This is a genomic window from Actinokineospora terrae, assembly GCF_900111175.1.
Classification (GTDB): domain Bacteria; phylum Actinomycetota; class Actinomycetes; order Mycobacteriales; family Pseudonocardiaceae; genus Actinokineospora; species Actinokineospora terrae.
In genome coordinates this window covers 24,174-48,375 of sequence record NZ_FOGI01000009.1, presented here as the reverse complement: position 1 = coordinate 48,375, position 24,202 = coordinate 24,174, and the positions used below count along the sequence as shown (strand labels likewise).

Here is a 24,202-nt window from a genome sequence, read left to right as displayed (position 1 = left end):
CAGAACCCGGTGCCTGGCGAGGGAGTGACGTGGTACGCGCCTGGGTGAACGACTTCCGCATCGGCGTCCGGCTGGCCATCTCGGGCGGCCGGACCTCGCTGGCGCGGTTCGTGCTCAGCACCATCGGGATCGGGTTGGCGGTGGCGGTGCTGCTGCTCGCCTCCTCGGTCGGGCCGATCCTGGAGGCCAGGGCCGCCAGGGAGCTGGTCAACACGCCCAACACGGACGCCGTCGTCGGGGTGAAGCCGACCCTGCGGCTGGGCACGACGTCCGCTTTCCAGGGCCAGTCCATGGACCTGATCTACCTGCGCGGCGCCGACCACACCTCCCCGGTGCCCGCCGGGATCCCCCGCCTGCCCGAACCCGGCGAGATGTACGTGTCGAACGCGCTCGCCGCGCTCCTGGACGACCCGCTGCTGCGGGAGCGCTTCAGCGAACGGGTCATCGGCGTCATCGACCCGGCCACGATCCGGGACCCGAGGGAATCGGTCGCCTACCTCGGGAGCGCCGACCTGCGGATCGACACCGCGACCCGGACCGAACCGGTCTACTCGTTCGGCATACCGCCGCACGAGACCAGGAGCCTCGACCCCGACGCCCTGCTGCTGTTGCTGCTCGGCACCCTCGCCGTGCTCATCCCGGTGTTCATCTTCCTGGTCTCCAGCACCCGGATCGCCGGTGTCGACCGCGACCGCAGGCTCTCGGCGCTGCGGTTGGTCGGCTGCGACAACCGGCAGATCCGCCGGATCGCCGCCGCCGAATCGCTGGTCAGCTCGCTGTCCGGCCTGGCACTCGGCACCAGCCTGTTCCTCGTCGGGCGGCAGTTGGCCGACCGCGTGACCCTGTACCGCGCCAGCGTCTACCCGCACGACATCGTGCCGGTGCCGTGGATGGCGGCGCTGGTGGTGCTCATCGCCCCGCTGCTGGCCGTCTTCGCCACCCAGTTCGCCCTGCGGCGGACGATCATCGAGCCGCTGGGCGTCGTCCGCTACAGCAAGCCGACCAAGCGCCGGTTGGCCTGGCGCTTCGCCGTGGTCGCCCTGGGCGTGGCGATCCTGAACTTCCACGGCAGCAACAGGGCGGTCAACGGCCTCGGCAGGGGCGACGACATGTGGGCGATCAGCATCGCCATCGGCGTCGCGCTGGTCCTGCTCGGTGTCCCCGCGCTGCTGCCGTGGGTCGTCGAGCACGTGGTGGGCCGCATCCGGGGCGGCCCGACGTCCTGGCAGTTGGCGGTGCGCAGGCTCCAGCTCGACAGCGGCACGTCGTCGCGGGTCGTCAGCGGTGTCGCGGTCGTGCTCGCGGGCGCGATCGCGCTCCAAGCGACCTTCGCGTCGATGGCCGAGGGACTGGCGATCAGCATCCAGTACAACGACTCCAGCTACGCCTCCGCCGCCGTGTACGCCACGCGGTCCACCATGGCCGAGACCGAACGCACGTTGAACACCGTCCCCGGCGTGAACGCCTGGAGCCTGACCCGGTCGGTGGAGCTGCGCGCGGGCGAGGACGTGATGCTCGCCGAGGTGATGAACTGCGAGCTGGCCACGCTCAACCGCCTCATCACCGACTGCGTCGACGGGAAGGTCTACGTCGAGCACGACATCAACCTGGCCGCGTTCCCCGCGGGCAGGCAGACCACCATCTACCTCCCCAGCGGAGACCGCGACTTCGGCGACCTCCAGCCCGCGGGCGGGTGGATCGTCCCGCAGGGCGTCCAACGGCTCACCGAACGCGGCCAGTGGGAGAACCGGATCCCGGGCATGGTCCTGGTGACGCCGGGCGCGATCCCGCAACTGCCCGCGATCAAGGTCGCCGCCACCTACGTGCTGAACCTGGACCGGTCGAGGCCCGACACCGGGGACCGGCTGCGCACGGCGCTGGCCCCGTTGGGTTGGCACACGCGGATCACGACCACGGACCGCGCAGCCCTCACCCGCGAGCAGGACACGTTCCTGAGCATCCGCCGGGGCCTGCTGATCGGGGCGGTGTTCACCCTGCTGCTCGCCGGGTTGAGCCTGCTCGTGCTCGCCGTCGAGCACATCCGGGAGCGCAAGCGCCCCTTGGCCGTGCTCGCCGCCAGCGGGGTGCCGACCGGGGTGCTGGCCAGGTCCCTGCTCTGGCAGATCGCCATCCCGATCGCGCTCGGCGTGCTGATCGCGGTCCTGCTCGGCACCGTGCTGTCGGTGGAGACGGTGCTGATCATGCAGGGTCCGCTGGTCGTCGACTGGGTCAGCGCCGTGACGATGGCGGGGGCAGGCGCAGGCCTCGTGCTCATCGTCTCGCTGCTCACCCTCCCGTTCCTGCGCAGCGCGACCAGGTTGGACTCGCTGCGGACCGAGTGAGCCGGTCCGCGTGGCAGGGACCGCCACTGGGGGTCGGCCCCTGCCACGCGGACCTTTCGGCGCGCGTGCTGCCGCCATGGCGCGGCGGACGGCGGCGAGCAGTCGCCTGAGCGGCCCGGGCATGGTGTTCCTTCTGCGTCTTCCGTCGGGAGACATACCGTCGCAGAAACCACAAGACCGCGTCGGAAGTTGTGCACAGGGGCCTACATCAGCAGGTAGGCGGCACTTCCGAGGCGCTCGATGGCGGCATCGGCAGGCCTCGGGTCGAACCCGGAGGTCCCGCAGCGGCGACCGAAGCCGGTGAAGACCGCGTGGCGCGCCGAGGAGGAGCGGTTCACCGTGTTCGAGTGCCAGAGGTGCGAGTTGACCAGCCACGCCGTGCCCGCCTGGCCGACCAGCAGGGCCTGGTCGGGGTGGTCCTCGTGCGCGGGCGGCGGGACGAAGCCGTAGTCGAGGTGCGAGCCGGGGACCACGCGCGTCGCGCCGTTCTCCGGGGTGAAGTCGACCAGGGCGACGATGGCCGTGCAGACCCGCCAGCGGACCGGTCCCACGCGGTCGGCCGCGTCGCCGGGCCGGACCTGGCCGCCGTGCTCAGGGCGACCGGCCCGGTAGGTCATGGCGCTGATCCGGAACTCCGGTCCGAGCAGGTGGCGGACCGCGGCGAGCAGGTTCGGCCGCAGCCACAGCGGGTCGAACACCGGCCCCGTCTCGAGCAGGTCGGTGAGCCGGAGCGTGCCGGTGCCGGGCGCCAGCGGCTCGATCGCGCCCAGCGCGGCGCTGATCTGCGCCGGGGCGAGGAAGTTGTCGAACCGGCAGTAGCCCAGCTCGTCGAGTTCGCTCAGTTGTTGCGGCGCGAGCAAGTCCGCGCGGACGCCCAGTTCGTCGAGGACCTCGTACACGTCTCCAGATGTAACCCAGCCGTGGCCCGCCCGCCACCGAAATCGCGTGGTTACGCGGAAGTAAGTCGGAACAGCCGGAGCGCGAGCTGGATCTCCAGTGCTCGTTGCGGCGTTTGCCAGTCCGCGCCGAGCAGGGAGCCGATCCGCTCAAGCCGTTGCACGACCGTATTCACGTGCACGTGCAACAGCTCCTTGGCGCGCGTCAGGTTGGCTCCTGCCGTGAAGTACGCCTCCAGAGTGCGCAACAGTTCGGTACCGCGACGGTCGTCGTACTCCAGCACGGGGCCAAGCGTGCTGTGAACGTAAGCCTCTAGATCTGCCTCGCCGAGCAGCAGGCCGACGAAGCCCAGATCGGACATCGTGCCGCCCGAGCCGGTACGCCCAAGTGCTAGCAACGACCGCACGCAGCGCACAGCTTCGGCATGAGCTGCGACCAAGCCTTCCACGCCACAAACTGGTCCGGCAGCGCCGACTGTCACAGGTGAGTCCATAGTGGAACTAAGTGACTCGGCGATCCTTGCCGCTAGACCGCTGGGATCCTCTGAGCGCGCAAGTAGGACGACCTGGTCCGCGTGCACGCCCACCAGCACCGCGAAACGTCCTGCGGCAGTAAGAAGTCGGCGTCGCGAGACCTGTTCCGCGGTGACGACAAGAACCGCGTATTCCTCACCGAGGTCCACGCCCAAACGTTGTCCACGCGCCATGAGCGCGGCCGGATTGCGATCGGGCGCGGTGAGCAGATCCGTTAGAAGCTCGCCGCGCACCTCGTCCTCGGCCTGTGCGACGGACCGGCGCAGCATCAACAGGAGAGCTGTGACGACCCCCGCGCGCTCGAAGAGCCGCCGGTCCGCGTCCGACAAGTCAGGCCGATCAGTCAGAACCAGGCTGCCGAGCAGCTCTTGCCCTGCCTGCACGGCACAGACCCAACCGTCCGGTGTGGACACCGCACGTCCGGAACCTCTAGCGCGGATGACGGCATCTTCAGTCGCCGATGCGTGGCTGTTCCCCACGCGAGCCAACTCGGTTCCGGTCGCGTCGAAGACAGCGATACCGCCGTGCAGTACGTCGGCCACCGCCGCGGCGACTTCCGGTAGGTCCCCACCGCGGAGGATGAGGTCGGTCAGCCGGTCGTGGGCTTCCTCGGCGCGCCGCATGGCTTCGTTGTGGCTGCTGATCGTGGCATTGGCGACGTTCAGGTCGGCCAGCGCGAGTCGGGTCTCGTCGAGCAGCCCCGCGTTCTCGATCGCGATGGCCGCGTGGTTCGCGAGGGACGACAAAAGCGCGACCTCGTCGGGGGAGAAGTCCCTAGCCGAACGGTCAGCGGCGAAGAGGACGCCGATGACCTTGCCGCCCACGGCGAGGGGTACGCCGAGAATGGCCGCAAGACCCTCGTCGTGCACCGACGAGTCGATGGGCGTCGTATGGCGAAATCGGGCATCCGCGAAGTAGTCGCGGGTGGCGTAAGGCCTGGCCGTTTGCGCTACCAGGCCACCCAGACCTTCACCCATACCTAGCGTGACCTGCTGGAACAGTGCGGACGCGGAACCATCCGTTACCCGCATGTATGTCCGGCCCGCGTGCTCGTCGTTGAGCGTGAGGTAGGAGACGTTCACCCGTAGCAGCGTCCGGGCGCGTCGCACGATCGACCGCAGCACCGCGTCCGTGTCACGCAGTCGCGCAAGATCGCTGGCGGTGTCGAAGAGCGCCGTCAGCTCGGCCTCGCGCCTCCGGTGCGCGGCAAGGGTCTGCCTGACCTTCAGCGCGTGCTCTGCCGCGTTGTCGACCGTGGCGAGCTCGTCGGCGGGCATTCCGGAGGCCCGCGCGGCCACCGCGACCTGCGCCAACTGCTCCCCGCTCGCCCCGGCGGCGAGCAGGCCGAGTAGGTCGCGCACGGCGTCGTGTGCCCTCACGGGGGTCATGGTCGCACCGATTCCGGCCGAACGCGTGGACGGTTCGGGACCGACCGGGTCGCGGCCGGTCCTGAACCGGGCTCACCTGCCCGCGGGCACCGGGCTGTCGACGGTCTCGGGCTCGGCGAGCGAGTGGCCCCGGGTCTCCCGTGCGGCCAGGATCGCGATGATCGTGATCGCACACATCCCGACGAGGTAGAGCGACACCGGCAGCGTGCTGCCGTAGTGCTGGAACAGCGCCGTGGCGATGAGCGGTGCTACCGCGCCTGCGGCGATCGAGGACAGTTGGCCACCCACGGACAGGCCCGTGTACCGCACTCGCGTGGGGAACTGCTCTGAGAAGAACGCCGCCTGTGGTCCGTACATCGCTCCGTGCAGCGTTAGGCCTACCGTCGCCGCCACGATGACGAGGCCCGGAGAACGGGTGTTCAGAAGTGCGAAGAACACGAACGCCCACACCGCCATCGTCACGGCGCCGAACAGGTAGACCGGACGCCGCCCCAGCCGGTCGGACAACGCTCCCCATAGCGGGATGCTGATGAAGTGGATCGCGGATCCGATCATCACCGCGTTGAGACCAACGGTCTTGGCCATGCCCAGTCCGTTCGTCACATAGACCAGGATGAACGCCGTGATGATGTAGTAAGACACGTTCTCCGCCATGCGCGCGCCGATAGTCACCAGCACCCGCTGCCAACTGTTGCGGAATACCTCCACCACCGGCACGTGCGGCTCTGCGCGTTCGGCGGCCTTGGCCTGCGCGGCGAGGAAGACCGGCGACTCGCTTACGGACAACCTGATCCAGAGCCCGATCAGGACAAGAACGCCGGACAGCAGGAACGGCACCCGCCAACCCCACGCGAGGAAGGTGACGTCCGACTGCACGGCTGCCAACAGGGCGAGTACGCCGGTGGCCAGCAGGTTCCCGCCCGGGGCCCCGCACTGGGGCCACGACGCCCAGAACCCCCGTCGCTCGGGTGAGCCGTGCTCGGACACGATCAGCACGGCGCCGCCCCACTCTCCGCCGAGCGCGAACCCTTGGATCAGTCGCAGGGCCGTGAGCAGCAACGGTGCACCCACGCCTATAGCGGCATAGGTGGGTAGGAGACCCATCGCGAAGGTCGAACCGCCCATGAGTAAGAGGCTCAACACGAGCAAACGCTTGCGGCCCACCCTGTCGCCGTAGTGGCCGAAGATGAGCCCACCGATCGGCCTTGCGATGAACCCGACCGCATACGTCAAGAACGCCAGCAGGGTCCCGGTGAGTGGGTTTGCCGTCGGGAAGAACAGCTTGTTGAACACAAGAGCGGCGGCAGAGGTGTAGAGGAAGAAGTCGTACCACTCGATCGTGGTCCCGACCAGGCTCGCTCCGACGATCCGCACGAACGGTTTGGACATGGCGATTCGCTCCAATCCGGCTAGTTGGCTGTCCAACCGCCGTCGACCGGGATGGAGCTACCGGTGACGTTGGCTGTGTGGGGACCGCATAGCCACAACACGGTGGCGGCTACGTCCTCGGGTTCGACCAGTCGCTTGATCGGTGACCGGTCCAAGAGCACCTGTTCGACCACTTCGTCCGCCCCGACACCGTGCGCGCGGGACTGCGCCTCGATCTGGTCGGTCACCAGAGGCGTACGCACATAGCCCGGGCTGACGCAGTTGCTCGTGACCCCGTGCGGCGCCCCCTCGATCGCGGTGACCTTCGACAGGCCCTCTAACGCGTGCTTGGCGGTGACGTACGCGGCCTTGTAGGCGCTAGCGCGCAGTCCGTGGACGCTGGAGATGTTCACGATCCGGCCCCACTCGCGCGCGTACATGTGCGGAACCAGGCGCCGGACAAGCAGGAACGGCGCCGTGACCATGACCCGCTGGATCACGTCGAACCGCTCCGGCGGGAACTCGTGCAGCGGCGCCACGTGCTGCAATCCGGCGTTGTTGACCAGGACGTCGATGTCGGTGGGCAGCGCGTCGGCGAAGGTCGGGTCCGCGAGGTCGACGACGTGCGCCACCCCACCCACCTCGGCTGCGAGTTCCTCGGCGGCGGGTCCCGCTCGGTCGACGACGTGCACCTTGGCGCCTGCCGAGCCGAGAACGCGCACGCACGCGCGGCCGATCCCGCTCGCGCCGCCGGTCACGAGCGCGGTGCGACCCCGCAGGTCGCCGTTGTGATCCGGACCACTCTTCATGGCAGATGACGGTAGGTAGTGCGAGCCCGGCGGGCCATGTGCGCGGGGCCTACAACCTGGCGCCGACTGGTGTTGATCACGGCTATGCCGACATGCGCACCAGTAACTGCGTAGTCTGACGTAGTGATTTGTCCGAAGTGCCAAAACGTGATGCGCACCGTCGACCGCCTCGGCGTGCACATCGACCAGTGCGATGGGTGTCGGGGGATCTTCCTCGACCGTGGTGAGCTCGAGCAGATTGCCGCAGCTGAGCAGCGCCACTACACGGCGGCGGCACCACCTCCGCCGTACCAGGGCGCGCCGCCGCCTGCCGCGTATCCGCCCGCGCCCGCCGGGTACCCACCTGTGGCCGCGCCGTACCCCCCTCAGGGCTACGCGCACGGTCACCGCGACTCGCCCCCCGGGTACCGCGACTCGCCCCCCGGGTACGGCCACCACGGCAGCCACGGTGGTCACTACGGCCACAAGAAGCGCCGTAAGAGCTTCCTCGAAGACCTCTTCGACTGATCCCGTTGAACCCGATGATCTGCGCGGCCTGCGGAGAGTGGGCCGACGCACCTCGGGTCGACGGCAACGTCCTGGTCTGCGGGTTCTGCGGGCATCGGGAGCCGTTCGCGCGGCTCCCGATGTTCGCCCTGACCGGACCGAGCGGCACGGGTAAGTCCACCGTGTGCCGCGGTCTCGGCGCGCTCTTGGGCGACCACGCCGTCGTGGTGGAGCAGGACGTGCTGTGGATCGGTGCCCTGCGCGACCCGGAGGACGACTACGGCGCGTTCCGGCAGACCTGGCTGCGGATGGCAGCCATGATCAACCAAAACGGCCGTCCGACCGTCCTGTGCGGCACTGTCGCTCCGCCCCAGTTCGAGCGTCGTCCTGAACGCGTCCTCTTCGCCGATATCCACTACCTCGCGCTGGTAGCCGAAGACGACGTGTTGGCCAAGAGGCTGCGCGCCCGCCCTGCCTGGCGTGGGTGGGACGACGAGCAGCGGATCGCGGACATGCTCGCGTTCAACTCCTGGATCAAGACGACGGTCACCGAGCCGCCGATGCGGCTGCTGGACACCACCTCGGCCACGGTGGAAGACACCACCGAGGCTGTGGCCGACTGGATCCTGGGCCTGCTCAAGGCCCGGTAGTGCCGTCGATCGCCTCTCGAAGGAAGTCGGCGTGTCCGTTGTGTCGCGCGTACTCATGGATGAGGTGCAGCATCACCAACCTCAACGACACATCTGACTCCCACCGTGCGAAGTAGCCGGTCACATCCAGCGATTGCGCTGCCTGCTCGATGTCGCGCGAGTGCGCCACCTCTCGCTCCCAGGCTGCCAGCGCCTCGCTGACCGTGGCGCTCTCTAGAGCGAACGCCTGCTGGTAGTCACCGCTGTCTGACCACACAAGCGGCAGGTCTTCGCCGTTGATGACCCTTCTGAACCAGGTCCGCTCGACCTCGGCCATGTGGCGCACCAGCCCCAGCAGGGTTAGTTCTGACGGTGGCGAAGACCGGCGGCGCATGTCCTCTTCCGAGACGCCGTCGCACTTCATCGCCAACGTCGCGCGGTGGAAGTCGAGGAACGCGCGCAGGGTCTCCCGCTCGCCGCCGGTCAACGGCGGGCTGATCCGTTCGGTCATGCCATCAGCCTCCCCCTCCGCCGGTGTCGCGCCTCAGCCGCTGTGATCGGCCGCACTGACCTGCGCAATCAGTGCGCTTGCAGTTGCTAGCACTCGGGCGTACCGTCGGTGGTGGCACGAGGAGGCGGTACCCGGTGGACGACAACGAGGCCAGCGCGATCGACAAGGTCGCCGACCTCGGCCGCGGGATCGGCGAGTACATCAAGCAGCAACGCAACAACGCCGAGATCTCGCTGCGCCAGCTGGCGCGGTTGGCCGGGGTCTCCAACCCCTACCTCAGCCAGATCGAACGGGGCCTGCGCAAGCCGAGCGCCGAGATCCTGCAGCAGATCGCCAAGGGGCTGCGGATCTCCGCCGAGGCGCTGTACGTGCAGGCCGGGATCCTCGACCTCCCGGCCGGGGGTCCGGTCACCGACGCTGTCCGCGCCGACCGTGACCTGACCGAGCGGCAGAAGCAGGTGCTGTTGGACGTCTACGAGTCCTTCCGCCGCGAGAACGCTGCCGCCAAGTCCACTGTGGAAGGCCACCAGAGGAGTGACGATGACGCTGCCCAAGACCGATGACGTCCGCAAGGCCGGTACGCACGCGGTGAACACCGCGATCGAGCAGGCCCGTACCCCGCTTCTAGCCGCGCTCGGCGCAGGTGACCTTGCCGCCAAGGCGGTCGTGGAAGCCGTGAACAAGGCCAAGGCGCGCGCCGAGGCCACCCCGAACGAGCTGCGCGGCAAGTTCGACCCGGCTGAGCTGCGCAAGCTCGTCGAGGAGTACACCGCCGCCGCGTTCCGGCTCTACCAGGGCCTGGCCGAGCACGGCGAGGGCGCGCTGGACAAGCTGCGCGCGCAGCCGCAGGTCAAGAAGCTGGAGGAGGCCATCGAGGCCGCGCAGGTCCGGGTCGGTGTCGCCGCGGGCGACGCCAGGACCCTGGCAGAGGACGTGCTGGCCAAGGTGACCGGCAAGACCCGCGAGGCGGGCGAGAAGGCCGCCGAGACGGCCGAGACCGTCGCCGCCGAGGTCGCCGAGGCCGTGCTCGACGCGGGCGACGAGGTGGCCGAGGAGGCCCGCAGCGCCACCCGCCGGGTCGCCAACCGCACCTCCCCCGCTGGCAAGCCCGCCGTGCGCAAGCCCGCCACCAAGCCGACCACGAAGTGACCCGCCTAGACCCCGCGCGCCTCCCCCGGGTGAGCGCGTGGGGTCTTGTGGTGGATTCGGGCGGATCGCACGTAGGCTGACAGGGTGCCGGAGACCGCGTACTGGATCCTGAAGGTCATCGACTGGGCTGCCGTGCCCGTCGCGGCCTTCGCGTTCATCCACGCGCTGATGCAGCGGCCGGATGCCTACTCCGCCGCCGAGCGCCTCACCAAGCCCGCGTGGGTCGGCATCACCGCGGGGGCCACCGCCGCTCTGCTGCTGTTCAGCTTCGCGAGCACCGGTTGGATCCTGTGGACCGCCGGTCTCGTGGCCGCGCTCGTGTACCTCGTCGACGTGCGCCCGAAGCTGATCGAGGTGCAGCGCGGCCAGCGGTGGTGATTGCCCGGGCCTACGGCTCGGGAGATCCACGCACGGTCGTAGTCCCAGGGCTGGGCGCCACCGCTGGTGAGGCCCGCATCCCGGCGTCAGGCCTACCGGGTACCCGGATCGTGTTGACCCTTCCGTCGCACGCTGACGCCGCCGACGCGCCCCTCGACTACTGGCACTACCCGACGATCGCCGACGACGTCGCCGCGGCGCTGGACGGGGCCAGGCAGGCCGTAGGCGTCTCGCTAGGCGCGGGCGCACTCAGCAACCTCGCCTCCCGCTCACCTGACGTGCTCGACCGGCTTGTGTTGATGCTGCCCGCCGCTCTTACCAAGCCGCGGCCGTCAGCATCCGCAGAGCACGTGTTGGAGATGTCCACAGCAGCCCTCAACGCAGACAGGGCCAGCTTGCGCGCTCTAGTCGCGGCCGATGCGCCGGAGGGCTTGGATGACTACGTCGATGACCGCACAGACGCCCTTCTTCGATTGGGTCCTGCTCTAGACGCTGTCGCCACTCAAATCCCGGTACCTGATCCGTCGGCTCTTATGCACGTCACCGCCGAGGTACTTGTTGTTGCCGCAACTGGTGACCTATTGCATCCGGCTGAGACAGCGCGGGAGACAGTGGCCGCGTTCCCGAAGGCGACCCTCGTCCAGTTCGATTCGGCCGCGCCAATGGTCACCCATCGGCGCGAGTTGCGCGCATTGTTGGTCGACTTCCTCGGCGTACGCTCTGCCGGGTGAACTGGACCATCGCCGGAACCCTCACCGTTCTCCCTGCCGCGGACCACCCTGAACTGCTCGCGGACCCCGTTGCCAAGGCTCTAGCCGCGCTCGACGCCGACCGTGTCGGTGTGGCCGAGATCGATCCGGAACTCGCCGACACCGCGGCGTTCTGTGAGCACTACGGCTCACCGCTGAGCGCCTCGGCCAACTGCGTGATCGTGCTCGGCAAGCGTGGTGCCGAGGAGCGGCTCGCGGCGTGCCTGGTGCTCGCGACCACGCGAGCTGACGTCAACGGTGTGCTGCGCAGGCGCCTGAACGTCCGCAAGGCCTCGTTCGCGCCGATGGAACTCGCTGTCGAGCAGAGTGGAATGGCCTACGGCGGCATCACCCCGGTCGGTCTGCCACAAGAGTGGCCGCTGTACGTAGACGCTGCCGTTGCCGCCGCTCCTGAAGTCGTGATCGGTAGCGGTATCCGGGGCAGCAAGCTGCTCGTGCCAGGGGATTTGCTCGCCGCACTACCCGGTGCCGAGGTGGTCGAAGACCTCGCCCGGTAGACCGAACGAGGGGCGTTGGCCCCGACGATCGTCGGGATGACGCCACATTCCCTGTTCCACCACGCTTTCAGTGTGCTTGCATACGCCCCGTGAGCAGGAGAGGGGCTATCACGTGACTACGCAAACCGAGATCGACGGGACAGTCATCGAGCGCGCGGTGATCCGGGTGGGGATCGTCGACGACGAACCGATGGCACGCGCGTTCGTGTCCAAGATCCTGGGCGCTGCCGCGGACGTCGCGGTCGTCGCCGAGGGGGCTGACGGCGCCGACGCGCTGGAACTGGTGCGGACCACCGAGCTGGACGTGCTGCTGCTAGACCTGCGCATGCCCAGGATGGATGGGCTGGACGCGCTGCGCGAGCTCAGGAGACAGCCGAGAGTGCCCGCGGTCGTGGTCCTCACGACCTTCCACGCGGACCAGGCGGTCGCCACCGCGCTGCGGCTCGGCGCGAAAGGTTTTCTGCTCAAGCACATCGAGCCCGCTGAGCTGATCCGCGCCGTTCGCGTGGCCGCCAACGGTGGCGCTGTCCTCGACCCGACGTTGACCAACGACCTGATGGGGCACCTGGCCAGCCACCACCTCGACCGCATCGGTGCCGCGGCCGAGGTCACCCGGCTCTCCGCCCGGCTGCGCGACGTCCTCCGGCTGGTGGGGATGGGGCGCAGCAACGGCGAGATCGCCGAGGAACTGCGCCTGTCCGACTCCACCGTGAGGGGCTACGTCTCGGAGATCCTCGCGGCCACCGGTTGCGCTAACCGCGTCACCGCGGCCGTACTCGCACAGCGGGCGGGGCTACTCGACTGAGCCGTAGGAGCCTAGGAACGCAACAGCCTCGGCGGCGTCATCGGTGACCAGGATCCACTGCTCCGCAGGACGCCCCTTGGCCAGCTTGCGCACCAACGGCGCGGCCGGGACTTCCTCGGTCCAGAACCGCTCGCCCAGGAACACCATGGGCGCAGCGGGTCCCACCGAGCCGTAATGGTTCTGGGTGTAGTCCTGGAACACCTCCTGGACTGTGCCCGCGCTGCCCGGCGTGTAGATGATGCCGCCGGTGGCCACGGTCAACAGGCCCTCTTCGCGTACCGAGTTCTCGAAGTACTTCGCGTGCAACTCGCAGAAGGGATTCGGCGGCTCATGTCCGTAGAACCAGGTCGGAATCCCGATGGTTCTCGGGCGGTCACCGGTCGGTAGGTCTACCGCAAGACCCGCCGCCAGCCACCTGCCGATCTCCGCCGGGTCGACCGACCGACCGCTGGCGAACCTCGGTGCCGACGCCAACACCGCCAGGGCCTCATCCACACCGGACTTGTCCGCGAGCCGAACGCCGAGCGGTACGGCCTCCATCGCACCAGGGCCGCCGCCGGTCAACACTGTGAACCCGGCTTGGCCCAACTGCACGCCTAGCTCTACTGCTCCTCGGTAGCCCTCAGAGTCGCGGGTCAGTGCGTGGCCGCCCATGACGGCGACCGGCATCCCGGTGAGTACCTCGTCGAGCGCCTCGCTGATGCCGTGATCGTGCAGCCGTTCGGCCAACGCGTGCAGCGGGTCCGGCGGGTGCCCCTGCTCCTGGGTGTGCTGATAGATCCGGGCGTCAGGGGTGATCGCGTAGGACTCCGGTCGAGTGGCGTCGAAACCCTCGAACAGCTCATCGGGGGTATAGAGCCGTGAGCGGTACACCTCGTACGGCAACCCGGGGACAGCCGGGAAGAGGAGAGCGCCAGCCGCATGGGCGCGCCGTTGGGTCTCTGGGCGGAGAGTGCAGCCTAGGAACAGCGCGCCGTCGAGGGACGTCCTCAGCAGTGAGTCGTCGTCCGGCTCTGTTAGGTCTAGCCCGACGAGGACGGTCCTACGCAGGTCCAAGCCGTTCTCACGATGCTTACGCAGGCTTGGCAACTCGGCGATCTCGATGCGCACGCCGGTAGCCTAAGCAAGCCCGGTTGCCGACGTATGGAGAATGATGAACCAGGTCCAGGCGCTTGCCGAACGGACGATCGCCGCGCCGGTGGACCGCGTGCGCGCCGCCGTGGCCGACTACCGGGAGACCCGGCCGCGGATCCTCACGCAGCACTACAGCGAGTACGAGGTCCGCTCCGGCGGGGTCGGCGCGGGCACGGTCGTGCACTGGCGGTTCCAGGCCACGAGCAAGAGGGTTCGCGACTGCCTGTTGGACGTCAGTGAGCTGGACTCGGGCGCCCTGGTGGAAGCGGACCGCAATTCCACTCTGGTGACGACGTGGACCGTCGAAGGTAACGCCACCACTTCGACCGTGCGCATCGCTACTACCTGGGAAGGTGCCAACGGTGTCGGAGGGTTCTTCGAGCGCCTCTTCGCGCCTGCCGGACTCAAGCGCGTGCACGACGAACTGTTGGCGAACCTCGCCGCCGCGCTCTAGCCCAACGCCTGCATGAACGGGGCGTGAACGCCTTGGCGGTCGCCCGGGAGTGGGCGACCGCCAAGGGTCATCAGGTCGCAGCGGAAAGCCGGTGTGAGGCCTCGTTCGGACAGCCAACTCCCCAGTTCTGCGTGCTTGTCGTCGATGTCGACCCTCACCTGGCCGTCCACGCCTGCCGCTAGGTCCGTGACGAGTGCGCGGGCGTCGGCAGGGTTAACGGCGATGACAGGTCCAACGATGGTGGTTCCCATCTCGGTGCCTGGGCGCCAACGTGCCGCGTACCCGACCAGTTCGCCGTCGCGCTCCATCACGCGAACCTCGTCGGCGAATGCGAACAGTCCGGACAGGACGTTGGACCGGTCCGCGCCGAACACGGCCGTGTCGAGAGCCAGGATGGCCGCCAAGTCCTCCTGGTCTGCCACCCTCGTGCACTTGCCCGGGTCCGCTTCGAACGTGCCCGTGTACGCGTCGACCTCGGCCAACGAGCGGAAACCGAGGCGCTCGTAGAGCGGGCGCCCCAGCGCCGTCGCGTGCAGGTGCACGGTCGACTCGCCCGCCTCGGTCAGCACGTGGCTGACCAGGCGGGTGCCCAGGCCCTGCCGGGCGTGCCTGGCGGCCACCAGCACCATGCTGATGGCCGCCAGGTCGCCGGAAGTGGTCAGGATCGTGGACGCGACCAGGTCCCCGCTCTGGTCGACGATCCCGTAGCCCTGCCCGACGTCGAGCAGGTACTCCCACTTGCGGTCCTCGTAGGGCCACTCCCGGTCCGCTGCCAACGCGAGGCAGGGTCCGAGGTCGGTAGTGGACAGCGTTCGTACTCTCATGGTGCCAACCTCCCCAGTGGTCACACGAGAATCGTGCCGCGTGTTTGCCTTGTGCGGCAACCGAATTAGCTCGCATACCCGGAAAGTCCCAGTTCGTCAAACGGCAACCCGGAGTTGTCCCCACGCCATCGTGTCAATGACGCGGCCTCACCACCGGGCCTACCTTGGAGATCGGAAGCCAGTCCGACTCACCGAGGAAGACGTTGTGCGACACCATGTCCGCGGCACCGACCGGCGCCGGTCCCGCTCAGAACACCACGGTCTTGTTGCCGTGCAGCAGGATCCTGCCCTCCAGGTGCGCCCGCAGCCCGCGTGCCAGCACGACCTTCTCGATGTCCCGCCCCTTGCGCACCATGTCCGCCACCGAGTCCGCGTGACCGACCCGGATCACGTTCTGCTCGACGATCGGACCCTGGTCCAGGTCGGCGGTCACGTAGTGGCAGGTGGCGCCGATCAGCTTGACCCCGCGCTTGTGCGCCTGGTGGTAGGGCCGCGCGCCGATGAACGAGGGCAGGAAGCTGTGGTGGATGTTGAGCGCCCGCCCGGCCCAGTCCGCGCACAGCTGCGCGGGCACCACCTGCATGAACCGGGCCAGCACGATCGCGTCCGGGGTGTGCGCGTCGACCAGGTCGCGCAGCTCGGCGAACGCGGCCGCCTTGCCGTCGGGGTCGGCGGGGAAGGGCACGTGGTGGAACGGGATGCCGTGCGCGCGGGTGATCGGGGCCAGGTCGGCGTGGTTGCCGACGACCGCGCGCACGTCGACGTCCAGCTCCCCGCTGTGCACCCGGCCGAGCAGGTCGTAGAGGCAGTGCCCCTCCTTCGACACCAGGATCACCACCCGGCGGCGCACCCCGGTGTCGATCACGCTCCAGTCGGCGGCGGGGCTCAGCTCGCCCGCCACCGCGGCGAACCGCTCGCGCAGCTCGTCGACCCCGAACCCGATCGAATCGGCCCGCACCTCCTGCCTGGTGAAGAACCAGTTCGTCGCCGGGTCGGTGTGGTAGGCCGCCTCGACGATCCACCCCCCGGCATCGGCCAGGAACCCGGAGATCCGCGCGACGATGCCGGTCCGGTCCGGACATCCCAACCTGATCACATAACGACGCTCGTTCGACGGCACGGGCCAATCCTCGCAGCTGCTGTCCACTTGGCAGTCCACCCCGCTCTGTGCCGCCTACGGGCGTGGGCGGCAGGCGCGTGGTCGCGCGGGTACCGGCTGTGGTGTCTCGTCGTTCGAGTGGTTCTGGGCGTGGTCCGGTGGTGCCGGTCGAGGGTGCTCGGAGTCCGTCCGGGCAGGTGGGTCTGCTTTGGTCAACGCTTGTGGTCGATCGCGATGTGGCGCGCCCGCGCTGGCGGAGAGGGTGGCCGGTCGCGTGCCGCGACCGGCCACCCAGTGCGACTACGACAGCCGGGTCTCCGCGTACTCCGTCATCGCCGCGCGCAGGAACTCGGCGAGCCGGGGGTCGCTCCTGTCGAAGTTCGCGCGGAACCGGGGGTCGTCGGCGTAGACGCTCGCCAGACCCCGGTACGACTCGCGGTTGGGCTGCCAGAACGCCTGGATCCAGCGGTAGTGGCCGTCGATCGTGGTCTGCACCTGTGCGTCCTGCGGGGTGCGGCCCGCGTCGATGTGCGCGACCAGCGCCGTCACCATGGCCGCCCACTCCTCGCCGTGGCCCTGCTGCCAGGCGCCGCCGCCGTCCACCGCCGCGGAACCCCAGCGCTGCCTGGCCTCCTGCTGCAACTGCTCCTGGGTGGCGGCGTCGAACCCCTCGAACCAGTGGTCGGTCTTCGTCATCGTCGTTCCCTCCTCGACATCGGTGATGGTCCTGGAGACGGTTCTGGCCAGTCGGTCGAACCGGTCGCGCTCGGCGAGCAGCCAGCGGTGGTGCATGCGCAGCACCGCCACCCTGTCCTGGCCGTCGCGCACGATCTCCGCGATCGCGTCCAGCCCGAGCCCCAGCTCCCGCAACACGAGGATCTGCTGCAAGCGCAGCAGTTGGTCCTGCTCGTAGTAGCGGTAGCCGTTGGCCCCCACCCACGCGGGCGGCAGCAGGCCGATCGCGTCGTAGTGCCGCAGCGTCCGCGACGTCACCTTCGACATGCGGGCCACCTGTGCCGTCGACCAAGCCATCCGAACCTCTCCTACCTGGGCTTTTCCGGCCCGACACCTACGGTAGAAGTTGACGCGACGTCACTGTCAAGCCGAGTTCGGCGCCACGGCCGACCACGACAGGGTGACTTCGCCCAGACGCCACCGGCGACGGGTGTCCAGCACCGGCCACCCCTCGGCCGCCAGCAGCCGCACGGCCTCCACCCAGCGGGCGCGCGGGCCGAAGGGGGCGAACGGTGCCGCCGTCGCCCAGCACGCGTCCAAGGCGCGCAGCAGGTCGAACACCGGTTCGCCGGGCACGTTGCGGTGGATCAGCGCCTTCGGCAGCCGCTCGGCCAGGTCGGAGGGGCGGTCCAGGTCCGAGGGCAGGCACGCCAGCGTGAAGGTGCGCGGGCCGTCGGCGTCGAGCAACACCCACGCGCAGCGCCTGCCGATCTCGTCGCAGGTGCCCTCCACCAGCAGGCCGCCCGGCGCGAGCCGCGACAGCATCGTCTCCCACGAGCGCGCCGACTCCTCCTCGGCGTACTGGCGCAGCACGTTGAACGCGCGCAGCAGCACCGGTCGCGCGCCCGCCAGCTCGAACCCGCCGCGGCGGAAGTCCAACCCGGGCGGCTCCGCCACGGCCTTGCCCGCCGCGACCCGCTCGGGGTCGATCTCCAGACCGAGCACCCGGACGTCCGGGCGTACCGCGCGCAGCCGCGCGGCCATCTCGATCGTGGTCACCGGCGTGGCCCCGTACCCCAGGTCGACCACCAACGGGTCCGGACTGTCCAAGACGGACCGAACGGCGGCCGTGCCGAGCAACCAGCGATCCACTCGACGCAACCGATTCGGATTGGTCGTCCCCCGCGTCGGCACCCCCAACGCACGAGCACGCCCCGCCGCCAACCGCGGTGCCTTGGCCATCACCACCACACCCCGACTCCACGGCGCACAACCGCCCCCAAGCAGGCCTCGCCCCGCCGCGGCCACCACCCGTGCCCGCCCATCCCCACCGCCCCACTCACCGCGACCGGGTGGCCCACCACCACGCCTCTGCCCTTCCCACCCCGGCCGCTCACCGCCACGCCCGTGTTCTTCTCAGCCTGGCCGCTCACCGCAATGCCCGTGTTCTGCCCAGCGCTGCGGCTCAGCGCCATGTCCGTGTTCTGCCCAGCCCGATGGCCTGCCGCCATGCGGCTGTTCTTCTCGGTCCGGTGGCTTACCGCCACTCCGGTGTTCTTCTCAGCCCGGTGGCTCGCCGTCATGTCCGTGTTCTGCCCAGCCCGATGGCCTGCCGCCATGCGGCTGTTCTCCTCGGCCTGGCGGCATGCCGTCACGCCTCTGTCTCTCTCATTGCGGCGGCTCGTCGGAAGACCTCTGCTCCTCGTGACCCGCTGCTTCACCACCGACCAGCACTGCTGCGCCAGCGCTCGACCCTCCGCCGCCAGCCGGCACCTACCGGCCCACGGACACCTCGCCGACTGCCATCGCCACAGGAACTCCCAGCCCTGGGCACCTGGATGGTCTACCGCAGCCTCCGGGCTTACCACGACCTGCCCGCATACCGCAGGCCGGCTATTCGCCGCGGCCCCTCGACCCGCCGCGCCAACCCAGCCGCTGATGGTCCGTGGACGTTTCGCTGGCTGCCGCCTCCGCTGGAGCTCGTGGCCCTTGGTGTCTGGATGGTTTGTCGCCGTCTTCGGGCGTACTACGACCTGTCTGCATGTCGCAGGCCGGCTATTCGCCGGGGGCTCTCGATCCGCCGCGCCAACCTGGCCGCTGATGGTCCGTGGACGCCTTGGTGGCTGCCGTCTCCGCTGGAGTTCCCGGCGCTTGGTGTCTGGGTGGTCCTTCGCCATCTCCGGACCCACCACGACCTGCTGGTGCACTACAAGCTGGCCACTCGCCGCAGGTGCCCGACCCGTTGCGCCACCCCAGCCGCCGCCAGCCCGTGGACGCCGTGGCGGCTGCCACCTCCGCCGGAGTTCCCGGCGCTCGGTGTCTGGATGGCCTTCAGCCGTCTTCGGACAGACCACGGCCTGCCTGAGTACCGCAGGCCGGCTATTCGCCGGGAGCTCTCGACCCGCTGCGTCGAACCAGCTCTCGTTGGTCCGTGGACGCCTCGTTGGCTGTCGTCTCCGCTGGAGTTCGTGGCCCTTGGTGTCTGGATGGTCTACCGCCATCTTCGGGCGCGCCATGGCGCGCTGGTGCACGGCCAGCCGGCTGTCGGCCGCAGGACCTCGGTCCGCTGTGCTAACCCAACGCCTGTCGGTTGGTCGACGCTTTGGGTTAGCGGCGTCGTTGTCGCCGAGGAAGACCTGCGGTGGTGTCCGATCGGCCATCATCGCCGTGGCCTTCCGCGATCTCTCGATCCGCTGGTGGCGTGGCAACGAGTTCTGGCTGGACGTGGTCCGGTGGTGCGGGTGCACCGCTCTCCGCCAGTTCGCCCTGGGCTGGCAGTTCGGTCGGGGTGTTGCGGGTTGGTTACCTGTCGCGGGCTCTCGACGCGCTGTGGGGTACTGCCGCTGGTCGGTCCGGTGGCGCGCTAGCGGCTGTGTCGAGGTGAGGGGAGGTGGTGTGCGGGTCACTGCGACTCGGCGAAGGCGGCTTCTGCTGCGAGGAGGTCGCGGACATGGGTGGCGATTACCGACTCGATCTTGCCGCCGATCAGGGGGATGCGGACCTTCACCTCGGCCGCGGTGCGCAGTTCGCAGCCGGACGGTGTGATGGTGAGGGTGTAGGTGCCGTTGATCTCGGCGGGGACGCCCGCGACGGTGGCTTTGGTTGTGCCGGTGAAGCCCGGGGCGTCGGGGTGCCAGGTTTCGGTGCGTTCGACCACCAGGTCGCCGTTGAACACATTGCGGACGGCTGAGGGGAGTTTGGCTGAATCAATCCCCTGGCGCAGGCGGTAGCGCACTGTCTCGCCGATGATCTCGTGGTCGACGAGGGTCGCGTTCTTGCCGCCGATGGCGCGCAGGCGGGCCTCCAGGAACGCGCGGTCGACCAGTCGGGCGTGCACGGTTGCGGCTGGGATGGTGAACGCGGCGCGGTGCTCGATACGGCTGGTCATGAGCGGGAGGTTACCGTTGGTGCCCGTGACCAGCCTTCCCCTCGGCGCCGACGTTCGTTCCGGTGTCCCGCTCTCCGGTTACACCACGCTGCGGCTGGGTGGACCTGCGGCCAGATTCGTCACCGCGGCCTCGGCCGCGGAGGTGGTGGACGCCGTCAAGGCCGTCGATCGGAGCGGGGAACCGCTGCTCGTGCTCGGTGGCGGGTCCAACCTGGTCATCGGGGACCTCGGGTTCGACGGGACCGTCGTGCTGGTGGCCAACCACGGGAGCAAGATCGACTGCGTTCAGCCGGGGCGGGTCCAGTTGACCGTCGAGGCCGGTGAGGACTGGGACACCGTCGTCGCGGGCACGGTGGAGGCCGGGTTGGGCGGGCTGGAATGCCTGTCCGGGATCCCGGGGCTCGTCGGTGCCACCCCGGTGCAGAACGTCGGGGCGTACGGGGTCGAGGTGTCGCAGGTCCTCGTGTCGGTCGACCTGCTCGACCGGGCAACCGGCGACGTCCGCACCCTGCGCACCGACGAGTTGGGGTTGGACTACCGGACCAGCATCCTCAAGGGCACCGACCGGGCCGTCGTCCTGCGGGCGCGGTTCGAACTGTCCGACGACGGGCTCTCCGCGCCGATCCGGTACACCGAGCTGGCCAGGGCGCTCGGGGTGCGGCAGGACGACCGGGTGCCGGTGGCCGACGCGCGGGCGGCGGTGCTGGACCTGCGGCGGGGCAAGGGCATGGTGCTCGACGCGGCTGATCACGACACGTGGAGTGCCGGGTCGTTCTTCACCAACCCGATCGTCGCGCTCCCGGCGGTGGACGACGTCCTGGCCAGGATCGTCGCCGTGGTCGGGGCGGACACCACCGTGCCCCGCTACCCGGCGGGGCCGGGGGCGGCCAAGCTGTCCGCGGCCTGGCTGATCGAACGCGCCGGGTTCGGCAAGGGCTTCACCCGGGGCAACGCGGGCCTGTCCACCAAGCACACCCTCGCCCTCACCAACCGCGGGTCCGCCACCACCGCGGACCTCCTGGGCCTCGCCCAACAGGTCCGCGACGGCGTCCACAGCGCGTTCGGGGTGCTCCTGCACCCCGAACCCATCCTGATCAACTGCGCGCTGGCCTGACCGGGACCGGACAACAGCCCCGCTCTTGAGGGGGCTGGGGGCGGTCAGGTGGTGCGGTGGGCGCGGGTGGCCGAGGCCTGGGCTCGGGGCTTGAGGACGATCTGGTCCAGGTTGACGTGCGGTGGGCGGGTGGTGGCGAAGGCGATCACCTCGGCCACGTCGTCGGCTGTCAGCGGGGTGATGCCCTCGTAGACCTTGGTGGCGCGGGTGGTGTCGCCGTTGAAGCGGACCAGGGAGAACTCGGTCTCCACCATGCCGGGGAGGATCTCGGTGAAGCGGACGGGGTCGCCGAGGTGTTCGCCGCGGAGGGTGCGGTGGAGGGCGGATTGGGCGTGCTTGGCCGCGGTGTAGCCGGAGCCGCCGTCGTAGATGTCGATGGCGGCGATGGACGTGACGGTCACCACGTGGCCGTTGCCGGAGGCGATCAGCTTGGGCAGCAGGGCCTTGGTGACCCGCAGCGTGCCGAGCACGTTGGCCTCGTACATCCACCGCCAGTCGTCCTCGACCGCGGCGTCGACGCGCTCGAGACCCTTGGCACCACCGGCGTTGTTCACCAGCACGTGGCACTCTGGGACCTGGTCGGCGAACGCCTCGACCGAGGCCGGGTCGGTGACGTCCAGTTCGATCGCGTCGCCGCCGACCGAGTCGGCGACCTCGGCAAGCCGGTCCAGCCGCCGGGCGCCGAGCACCACGTGGAAACCGGCCGCGGCGAGGTGGCGGGCGGTGGCCGCCCCGATGCCCGCGCTCGCCCCGGTGACTACTGCGATTGGCTTGTTCACGGTTGTCGATCCTGCCCCGCGGCCGGGGCCAGGACCGGGCACGGGACTATGAGCACTGTCACACCCGACGTGGCGCACCCCATCGCCACCCGGGCGTCCTTCATCGGTGGGGGAAGACTCGACACTGGAGGTTCCACGGTGAGACGACCGGCTTCGACGACCAGGACCAGCGGCATCATCGGTGCGCTCGTCGTGGTTCTCGCGCTGCTCGCCGGCTGCACCTCGGCGGAACCGGGGACACCTGGCGGCGGCGGTGGCGGTGGGGACGGCGGCCAACAGCAGCAGCAAGCGGACGCGCCCAAGGCCAAGCTGACCGCCAGCCTCGCCACGGACGCGGCCGACGTGCCGCCGGGCGACCCGCTCAAGATCAGCGTGACCGAGGGCGCCATCGACTCGGTCGAGGTGCTGAGCCCGGAGGGCAAGCCGGTCAAGGGCGCCGTGGCGCAGGACAAGCTGACCTGGGCCTCGGCCGAGGTGTTCGGGTACGGCAAGAAGTACACCTACACCGCGGCCGCCACCGGCTCCGACGGCAAGAAGGTCGAGCTCAAGGGCGCGTTCACCACGCTCAAGCCCGCCAAGACCCCGCGCGCGACGATCAACCCGGCGGACAACGCCACCGTGGGCGTCGGCATGCCGATCAGCGTGAAGTTCCCCGAGGGCAAGGTCACCGACAAGGCCGCGGTGGAGAAGGCGCTCGTCGTGGACACCTCGAAGAAGGTCGAGGGCTCCTGGGCGTGGCTCAACGACCAGCAGGTCGACTGGCGGCCCAAGGAGTACTGGCCGTCGGGCACCAAGGTCACCGTCACCGCGAAGCTCTACGGGCTGGCCTACGGCGGCGGCGCCTACGGCAAGGCGGACCTGAGCACCACGTTCACCGTCGGCCGCAACCAGGTGGTCAAGGTCAACACCCCGGACCACAAGATGAACGTCTACCGCGACGGCGTGCTGGCGGCCAGCTACCCCTCCAGCAACGGCAAGGACTCCGACCCGAACCTGAACACGCCCAACGGCACGCTGATCGTCATGCAGAAGGACCCGATCGGCGACTTCTCCAACCCGCGCTACGGCTACACCAACGTCAAGAAGAAGTGGGCCGTGCGGATCTCCAACCACGGCGAGTTCATCCACGAGAACGAGGAGAACCGCGGCAACATCGGCAAGGCCAACACCTCGCACGGCTGCGTGAACCTGCTCGAGTCCGACGCCAAGGCCTACTTCGACTCCGCGCTCATCGGCGACCCGGTGGAGATCACCGGCTCGAAGGCGAACATGCCCACCAGTTCCGACGTCTTCGACTGGCTGATCCCGTGGAGCCAGTGGCAGAAGATGTCGGCGCTGCGTTGATCCACGCCGTGCACGGTGCGGGCGGCGCCACACTGGCCGTCCGCACCGCCGGGGATCCCACCGCGCCGCCGATCGTCTTCGTGCACGGGTGGGCGCAGTCCGGCCGCTGCTGGGCCGCCCAGTTCGCCGATCCCGGGCTCGCCGCCGCGCACCACCTGATCGCCGTTGACCTGCGCGGGCACGGCGAATCGGACATCCCCGACACCGGCTACGACGACCCGGCCGTGTGGGCCGAGGACCTGGCCGCCGTGCTGGCGTTCGCCGGTGCCCCCGCGGTCGTCGTCGGCTGGTCCTACGGCGGTCTGGTGATCACCGACTACGTGCGCGACCGCGGCTGCGCGGACCTGGCCGCCATCGTCCTGGTCGGTGCTATCACCGAGATCGGCAAGGGCCACCCCGGCGGCCGACCGGGCCCCGCGATGGCCGCCGCGCTGCCCGCCGTGTTCGCCGAGGACCTCGCGGTGGCCGTCCCCGCTGTCGCGTCCCTCACAGTCGCCATGACCGCCGAGCCCGCCCCCGGCGCCCTCGCGCAGGCCTGGTTCGGGGACACGCTGCGGGTGCCGCCCGCGGTCCGGAAGGCTTTGTTCAGGCGGGATGTGGGGAGCGGCGACGTGCTCGCGGGGATCACCGCGCCCACCACCGTGGTGCACGGGACCGCCGACGTGGTGGTCGAACCTGCCGGTGCCGAGTACGCGGCCGGGAAGATTCCCGGTGCCACACTGCGTTGGTTCTCAGGGGTCGGGCACGCGCCCTTCGCCGAACGGGTCGACGAGTTCAACGGTGTGCTCCGCCAGGCCGCCCTGGCCGCGGAGGGCCGGAAGGGGTGAAT

At 69.5% G+C, this 24,202-nt stretch carries 25 protein-coding genes; 13 read left to right on the top strand and 12 right to left on the bottom strand.

Annotated features, from left to right (window positions below; translation table 11 throughout):
* Window positions 1–29 precede the first annotated feature (29 nt).
* Complete coding sequence (locus tag BMY07_RS21070) at window positions 30–2,342, top strand: FtsX-like permease family protein (protein WP_143073574.1); 2,313 nt, start codon at window positions 30–32, stop codon at window positions 2,340–2,342.
* Window positions 2,343–2,545: 203 nt separating this feature from the next.
* On the opposite strand, the gene BMY07_RS21065 is transcribed toward BMY07_RS21070, so the two are convergent.
* The 4 genes from BMY07_RS21065 to BMY07_RS21050 all read right to left on the bottom strand — a co-directional run bounded on the left by BMY07_RS21065 (window position 2,546) and on the right by BMY07_RS21050 (window position 7,337).
* Window positions 2,546–3,241, bottom strand: coding sequence for a phytanoyl-CoA dioxygenase family protein (locus BMY07_RS21065; protein WP_177215685.1), 696 nt, complete (start codon window positions 3,239–3,241; stop codon window positions 2,546–2,548).
* A 50-nt stretch (window positions 3,242–3,291) separates the two neighbouring features.
* Entirely contained in the window at window positions 3,292–5,160 is a 1,869-nt protein-coding gene (locus BMY07_RS21060; RefSeq protein ID WP_092781320.1) for a helix-turn-helix domain-containing protein, read from the bottom strand.
* A gap of 72 nt (window positions 5,161–5,232) precedes the next feature.
* On the bottom strand, window positions 5,233–6,549 hold the full coding sequence (locus BMY07_RS21055) for an MFS transporter (RefSeq protein ID WP_092781317.1): 1,317 nt from the start codon (window positions 6,547–6,549) through the stop codon (window positions 5,233–5,235).
* A 20-nt stretch (window positions 6,550–6,569) separates the two neighbouring features.
* Window positions 6,570–7,337 carry a 3-hydroxybutyrate dehydrogenase gene (locus BMY07_RS21050; RefSeq protein WP_092781313.1) on the bottom strand — a complete coding sequence of 256 codons (768 nt, stop codon included), beginning with the start codon at window positions 7,335–7,337 and terminating at the stop codon, window positions 6,570–6,572.
* Between the two features lie 123 nt (window positions 7,338–7,460).
* Here BMY07_RS21050 and BMY07_RS21045 point away from each other — a divergent pair, with 123 nt between their 5' ends.
* Together BMY07_RS21045 and BMY07_RS21040 are read left to right on the top strand one after the other, a co-directional pair.
* Window positions 7,461–7,844, top strand: coding sequence for a TFIIB-type zinc ribbon-containing protein (locus BMY07_RS21045; protein WP_092781310.1), 384 nt, complete (start codon window positions 7,461–7,463; stop codon window positions 7,842–7,844).
* Between the two features lie 14 nt (window positions 7,845–7,858).
* Entirely contained in the window at window positions 7,859–8,473 is a 615-nt protein-coding gene (locus BMY07_RS21040) for a P-loop nucleotide/nucleoside kinase family protein (protein ID WP_177215716.1), read from the top strand.
* Here the strand turns inward: BMY07_RS21040 and BMY07_RS21035 are convergent.
* Window positions 8,460–8,963, bottom strand: coding sequence for a DinB family protein (locus BMY07_RS21035; RefSeq protein ID WP_092781304.1), 504 nt, complete (start codon window positions 8,961–8,963; stop codon window positions 8,460–8,462). The two genes, BMY07_RS21040 and BMY07_RS21035, sit on opposite strands and share 14 nt — an antisense overlap.
* A 134-nt stretch (window positions 8,964–9,097) precedes the next feature.
* Here BMY07_RS21035 and BMY07_RS21030 point away from each other — a divergent pair, with 134 nt between their 5' ends.
* The 6 genes from BMY07_RS21030 (at window position 9,098) to BMY07_RS21005 (ending at window position 12,562) form a co-directional block, all read left to right on the top strand.
* Entirely contained in the window at window positions 9,098–9,526 is a 429-nt protein-coding gene (locus tag BMY07_RS21030) for a helix-turn-helix domain-containing protein (protein WP_092781301.1), read from the top strand.
* Entirely contained in the window at window positions 9,504–10,112 is a 609-nt protein-coding gene (locus BMY07_RS21025) for a hypothetical protein (protein WP_092781296.1), read from the top strand. Before BMY07_RS21030 ends, BMY07_RS21025 begins: the two co-directional genes overlap by 23 nt.
* 84 nt (window positions 10,113–10,196) lie before the next feature.
* Window positions 10,197–10,490, top strand: a complete 294-nt coding sequence (locus BMY07_RS21020) for a DUF2516 family protein (protein ID WP_092781291.1) — start codon at window positions 10,197–10,199, stop codon at window positions 10,488–10,490.
* Between the two features lie 110 nt (window positions 10,491–10,600).
* Complete coding sequence (locus tag BMY07_RS21015; protein ID WP_245782544.1) at window positions 10,601–11,221, top strand: alpha/beta fold hydrolase; 621 nt, start codon at window positions 10,601–10,603, stop codon at window positions 11,219–11,221.
* Complete coding sequence (locus BMY07_RS21010) at window positions 11,218–11,757, top strand: YbaK/EbsC family protein (protein WP_092781288.1); 540 nt, start codon at window positions 11,218–11,220, stop codon at window positions 11,755–11,757. Before BMY07_RS21015 ends, BMY07_RS21010 begins: the two co-directional genes overlap by 4 nt.
* Window positions 11,758–11,869: 112 nt before the next feature.
* Entirely contained in the window at window positions 11,870–12,562 is a 693-nt protein-coding gene (locus tag BMY07_RS21005; RefSeq protein WP_245782543.1) for a response regulator, read from the top strand.
* Here BMY07_RS21005 and BMY07_RS21000 read toward each other — a convergent pair.
* Entirely contained in the window at window positions 12,551–13,672 is a 1,122-nt protein-coding gene (locus tag BMY07_RS21000) for an LOG family protein (RefSeq protein ID WP_092781286.1), read from the bottom strand. The genes BMY07_RS21005 and BMY07_RS21000 overlap by 12 nt on opposite strands.
* Before the next feature lie 43 nt (window positions 13,673–13,715).
* Here BMY07_RS21000 and BMY07_RS20995 point away from each other — a divergent pair, with 43 nt between their 5' ends.
* Window positions 13,716–14,150 (top strand): SRPBCC family protein, encoded by a 435-nt coding sequence (locus BMY07_RS20995; protein ID WP_092781283.1) that lies wholly within the window; start codon window positions 13,716–13,718, stop codon window positions 14,148–14,150.
* On the opposite strand, the gene BMY07_RS20990 is transcribed toward BMY07_RS20995, so the two are convergent.
* From BMY07_RS20990 to BMY07_RS20965, 5 genes are all read right to left on the bottom strand, one after another.
* A complete protein-coding gene (locus BMY07_RS20990; protein WP_092781280.1) occupies window positions 14,147–14,974 on the bottom strand; it encodes a GNAT family N-acetyltransferase in 828 nt (275 codons plus the stop codon). The two genes, BMY07_RS20995 and BMY07_RS20990, sit on opposite strands and share 4 nt — an antisense overlap.
* Window positions 14,975–15,221: 247 nt before the next feature.
* A complete protein-coding gene (gene purU, locus BMY07_RS20985) occupies window positions 15,222–16,094 on the bottom strand; it encodes a formyltetrahydrofolate deformylase (RefSeq protein WP_092781278.1) in 873 nt (290 codons plus the stop codon).
* Window positions 16,095–16,373: 279 nt separating this feature from the next.
* Window positions 16,374–17,105: a MerR family transcriptional regulator gene (locus tag BMY07_RS20980; protein ID WP_092781275.1), complete on the bottom strand. Its 732-nt coding sequence runs from the start codon at window positions 17,103–17,105 to the stop codon at window positions 16,374–16,376.
* Between the two features lie 66 nt (window positions 17,106–17,171).
* On the bottom strand, window positions 17,172–17,990 hold the full coding sequence (locus BMY07_RS20975; RefSeq protein ID WP_092782207.1) for a class I SAM-dependent methyltransferase: 819 nt from the start codon (window positions 17,988–17,990) through the stop codon (window positions 17,172–17,174).
* Between the two features lie 1,660 nt (window positions 17,991–19,650).
* Window positions 19,651–20,136, bottom strand: a complete 486-nt coding sequence (locus tag BMY07_RS20965) for a DUF2505 domain-containing protein (protein ID WP_092781269.1) — start codon at window positions 20,134–20,136, stop codon at window positions 19,651–19,653.
* Between the two features lie 25 nt (window positions 20,137–20,161).
* Between BMY07_RS20965 and BMY07_RS20960 the strand changes: the two genes are divergently transcribed.
* Entirely contained in the window at window positions 20,162–21,250 is a 1,089-nt protein-coding gene (locus BMY07_RS20960; RefSeq protein ID WP_245782541.1) for a UDP-N-acetylmuramate dehydrogenase, read from the top strand.
* A gap of 44 nt (window positions 21,251–21,294) precedes the next feature.
* Here BMY07_RS20960 and BMY07_RS20955 read toward each other — a convergent pair whose 3' ends face one another.
* Complete coding sequence (locus tag BMY07_RS20955; RefSeq protein WP_092781263.1) at window positions 21,295–22,029, bottom strand: SDR family NAD(P)-dependent oxidoreductase; 735 nt, start codon at window positions 22,027–22,029, stop codon at window positions 21,295–21,297.
* Window positions 22,030–22,167: 138 nt separating this feature from the next.
* Between BMY07_RS20955 and BMY07_RS20950 the strand changes: the two genes are divergently transcribed.
* A complete protein-coding gene (locus BMY07_RS20950; RefSeq protein WP_245782540.1) occupies window positions 22,168–23,373 on the top strand; it encodes a L,D-transpeptidase in 1,206 nt (401 codons plus the stop codon).
* A complete protein-coding gene (locus BMY07_RS20945) occupies window positions 23,346–24,200 on the top strand; it encodes an alpha/beta fold hydrolase (RefSeq protein ID WP_425426334.1) in 855 nt (284 codons plus the stop codon). Before BMY07_RS20950 ends, BMY07_RS20945 begins: the two co-directional genes overlap by 28 nt.
* Window positions 24,201–24,202: the final 2 nt, after the last annotated feature.

Coding starts and splice junctions, on each gene's coding strand:
- BMY07_RS21050 (WP_092781313.1), bottom strand. CDS start 7,337: ATGAAGAGTGGTCCGGATCACAACGGCGACCTGCGGGGTCGCACCGCG.
- BMY07_RS20975 (WP_092782207.1), bottom strand. CDS start 17,990: ATGGCCAAGGCACCGCGGTTGGCGGCGGGGCGTGCTCGTGCGTTGGGG.
- BMY07_RS20990 (WP_092781280.1), bottom strand. CDS start 14,974: ATGAGAGTACGAACGCTGTCCACTACCGACCTCGGACCCTGCCTCGCG.
- BMY07_RS21025 (WP_092781296.1), top strand. CDS start 9,504: ATGACGCTGCCCAAGACCGATGACGTCCGCAAGGCCGGTACGCACGCG.
- BMY07_RS21035 (WP_092781304.1), bottom strand. CDS start 8,963: ATGACCGAACGGATCAGCCCGCCGTTGACCGGCGGCGAGCGGGAGACC.
- BMY07_RS20980 (WP_092781275.1), bottom strand. CDS start 17,105: ATGGCTTGGTCGACGGCACAGGTGGCCCGCATGTCGAAGGTGACGTCG.
- BMY07_RS21060 (WP_092781320.1), bottom strand. CDS start 5,160: ATGACCCCCGTGAGGGCACACGACGCCGTGCGCGACCTACTCGGCCTG.
- BMY07_RS21040 (WP_177215716.1), top strand. CDS start 7,859: ATGATCTGCGCGGCCTGCGGAGAGTGGGCCGACGCACCTCGGGTCGAC.
- BMY07_RS21055 (WP_092781317.1), bottom strand. CDS start 6,549: ATGTCCAAACCGTTCGTGCGGATCGTCGGAGCGAGCCTGGTCGGGACC.
- BMY07_RS20995 (WP_092781283.1), top strand. CDS start 13,716: ATGAACCAGGTCCAGGCGCTTGCCGAACGGACGATCGCCGCGCCGGTG.
- BMY07_RS20965 (WP_092781269.1), bottom strand. CDS start 20,136: ATGACCAGCCGTATCGAGCACCGCGCCGCGTTCACCATCCCAGCCGCA.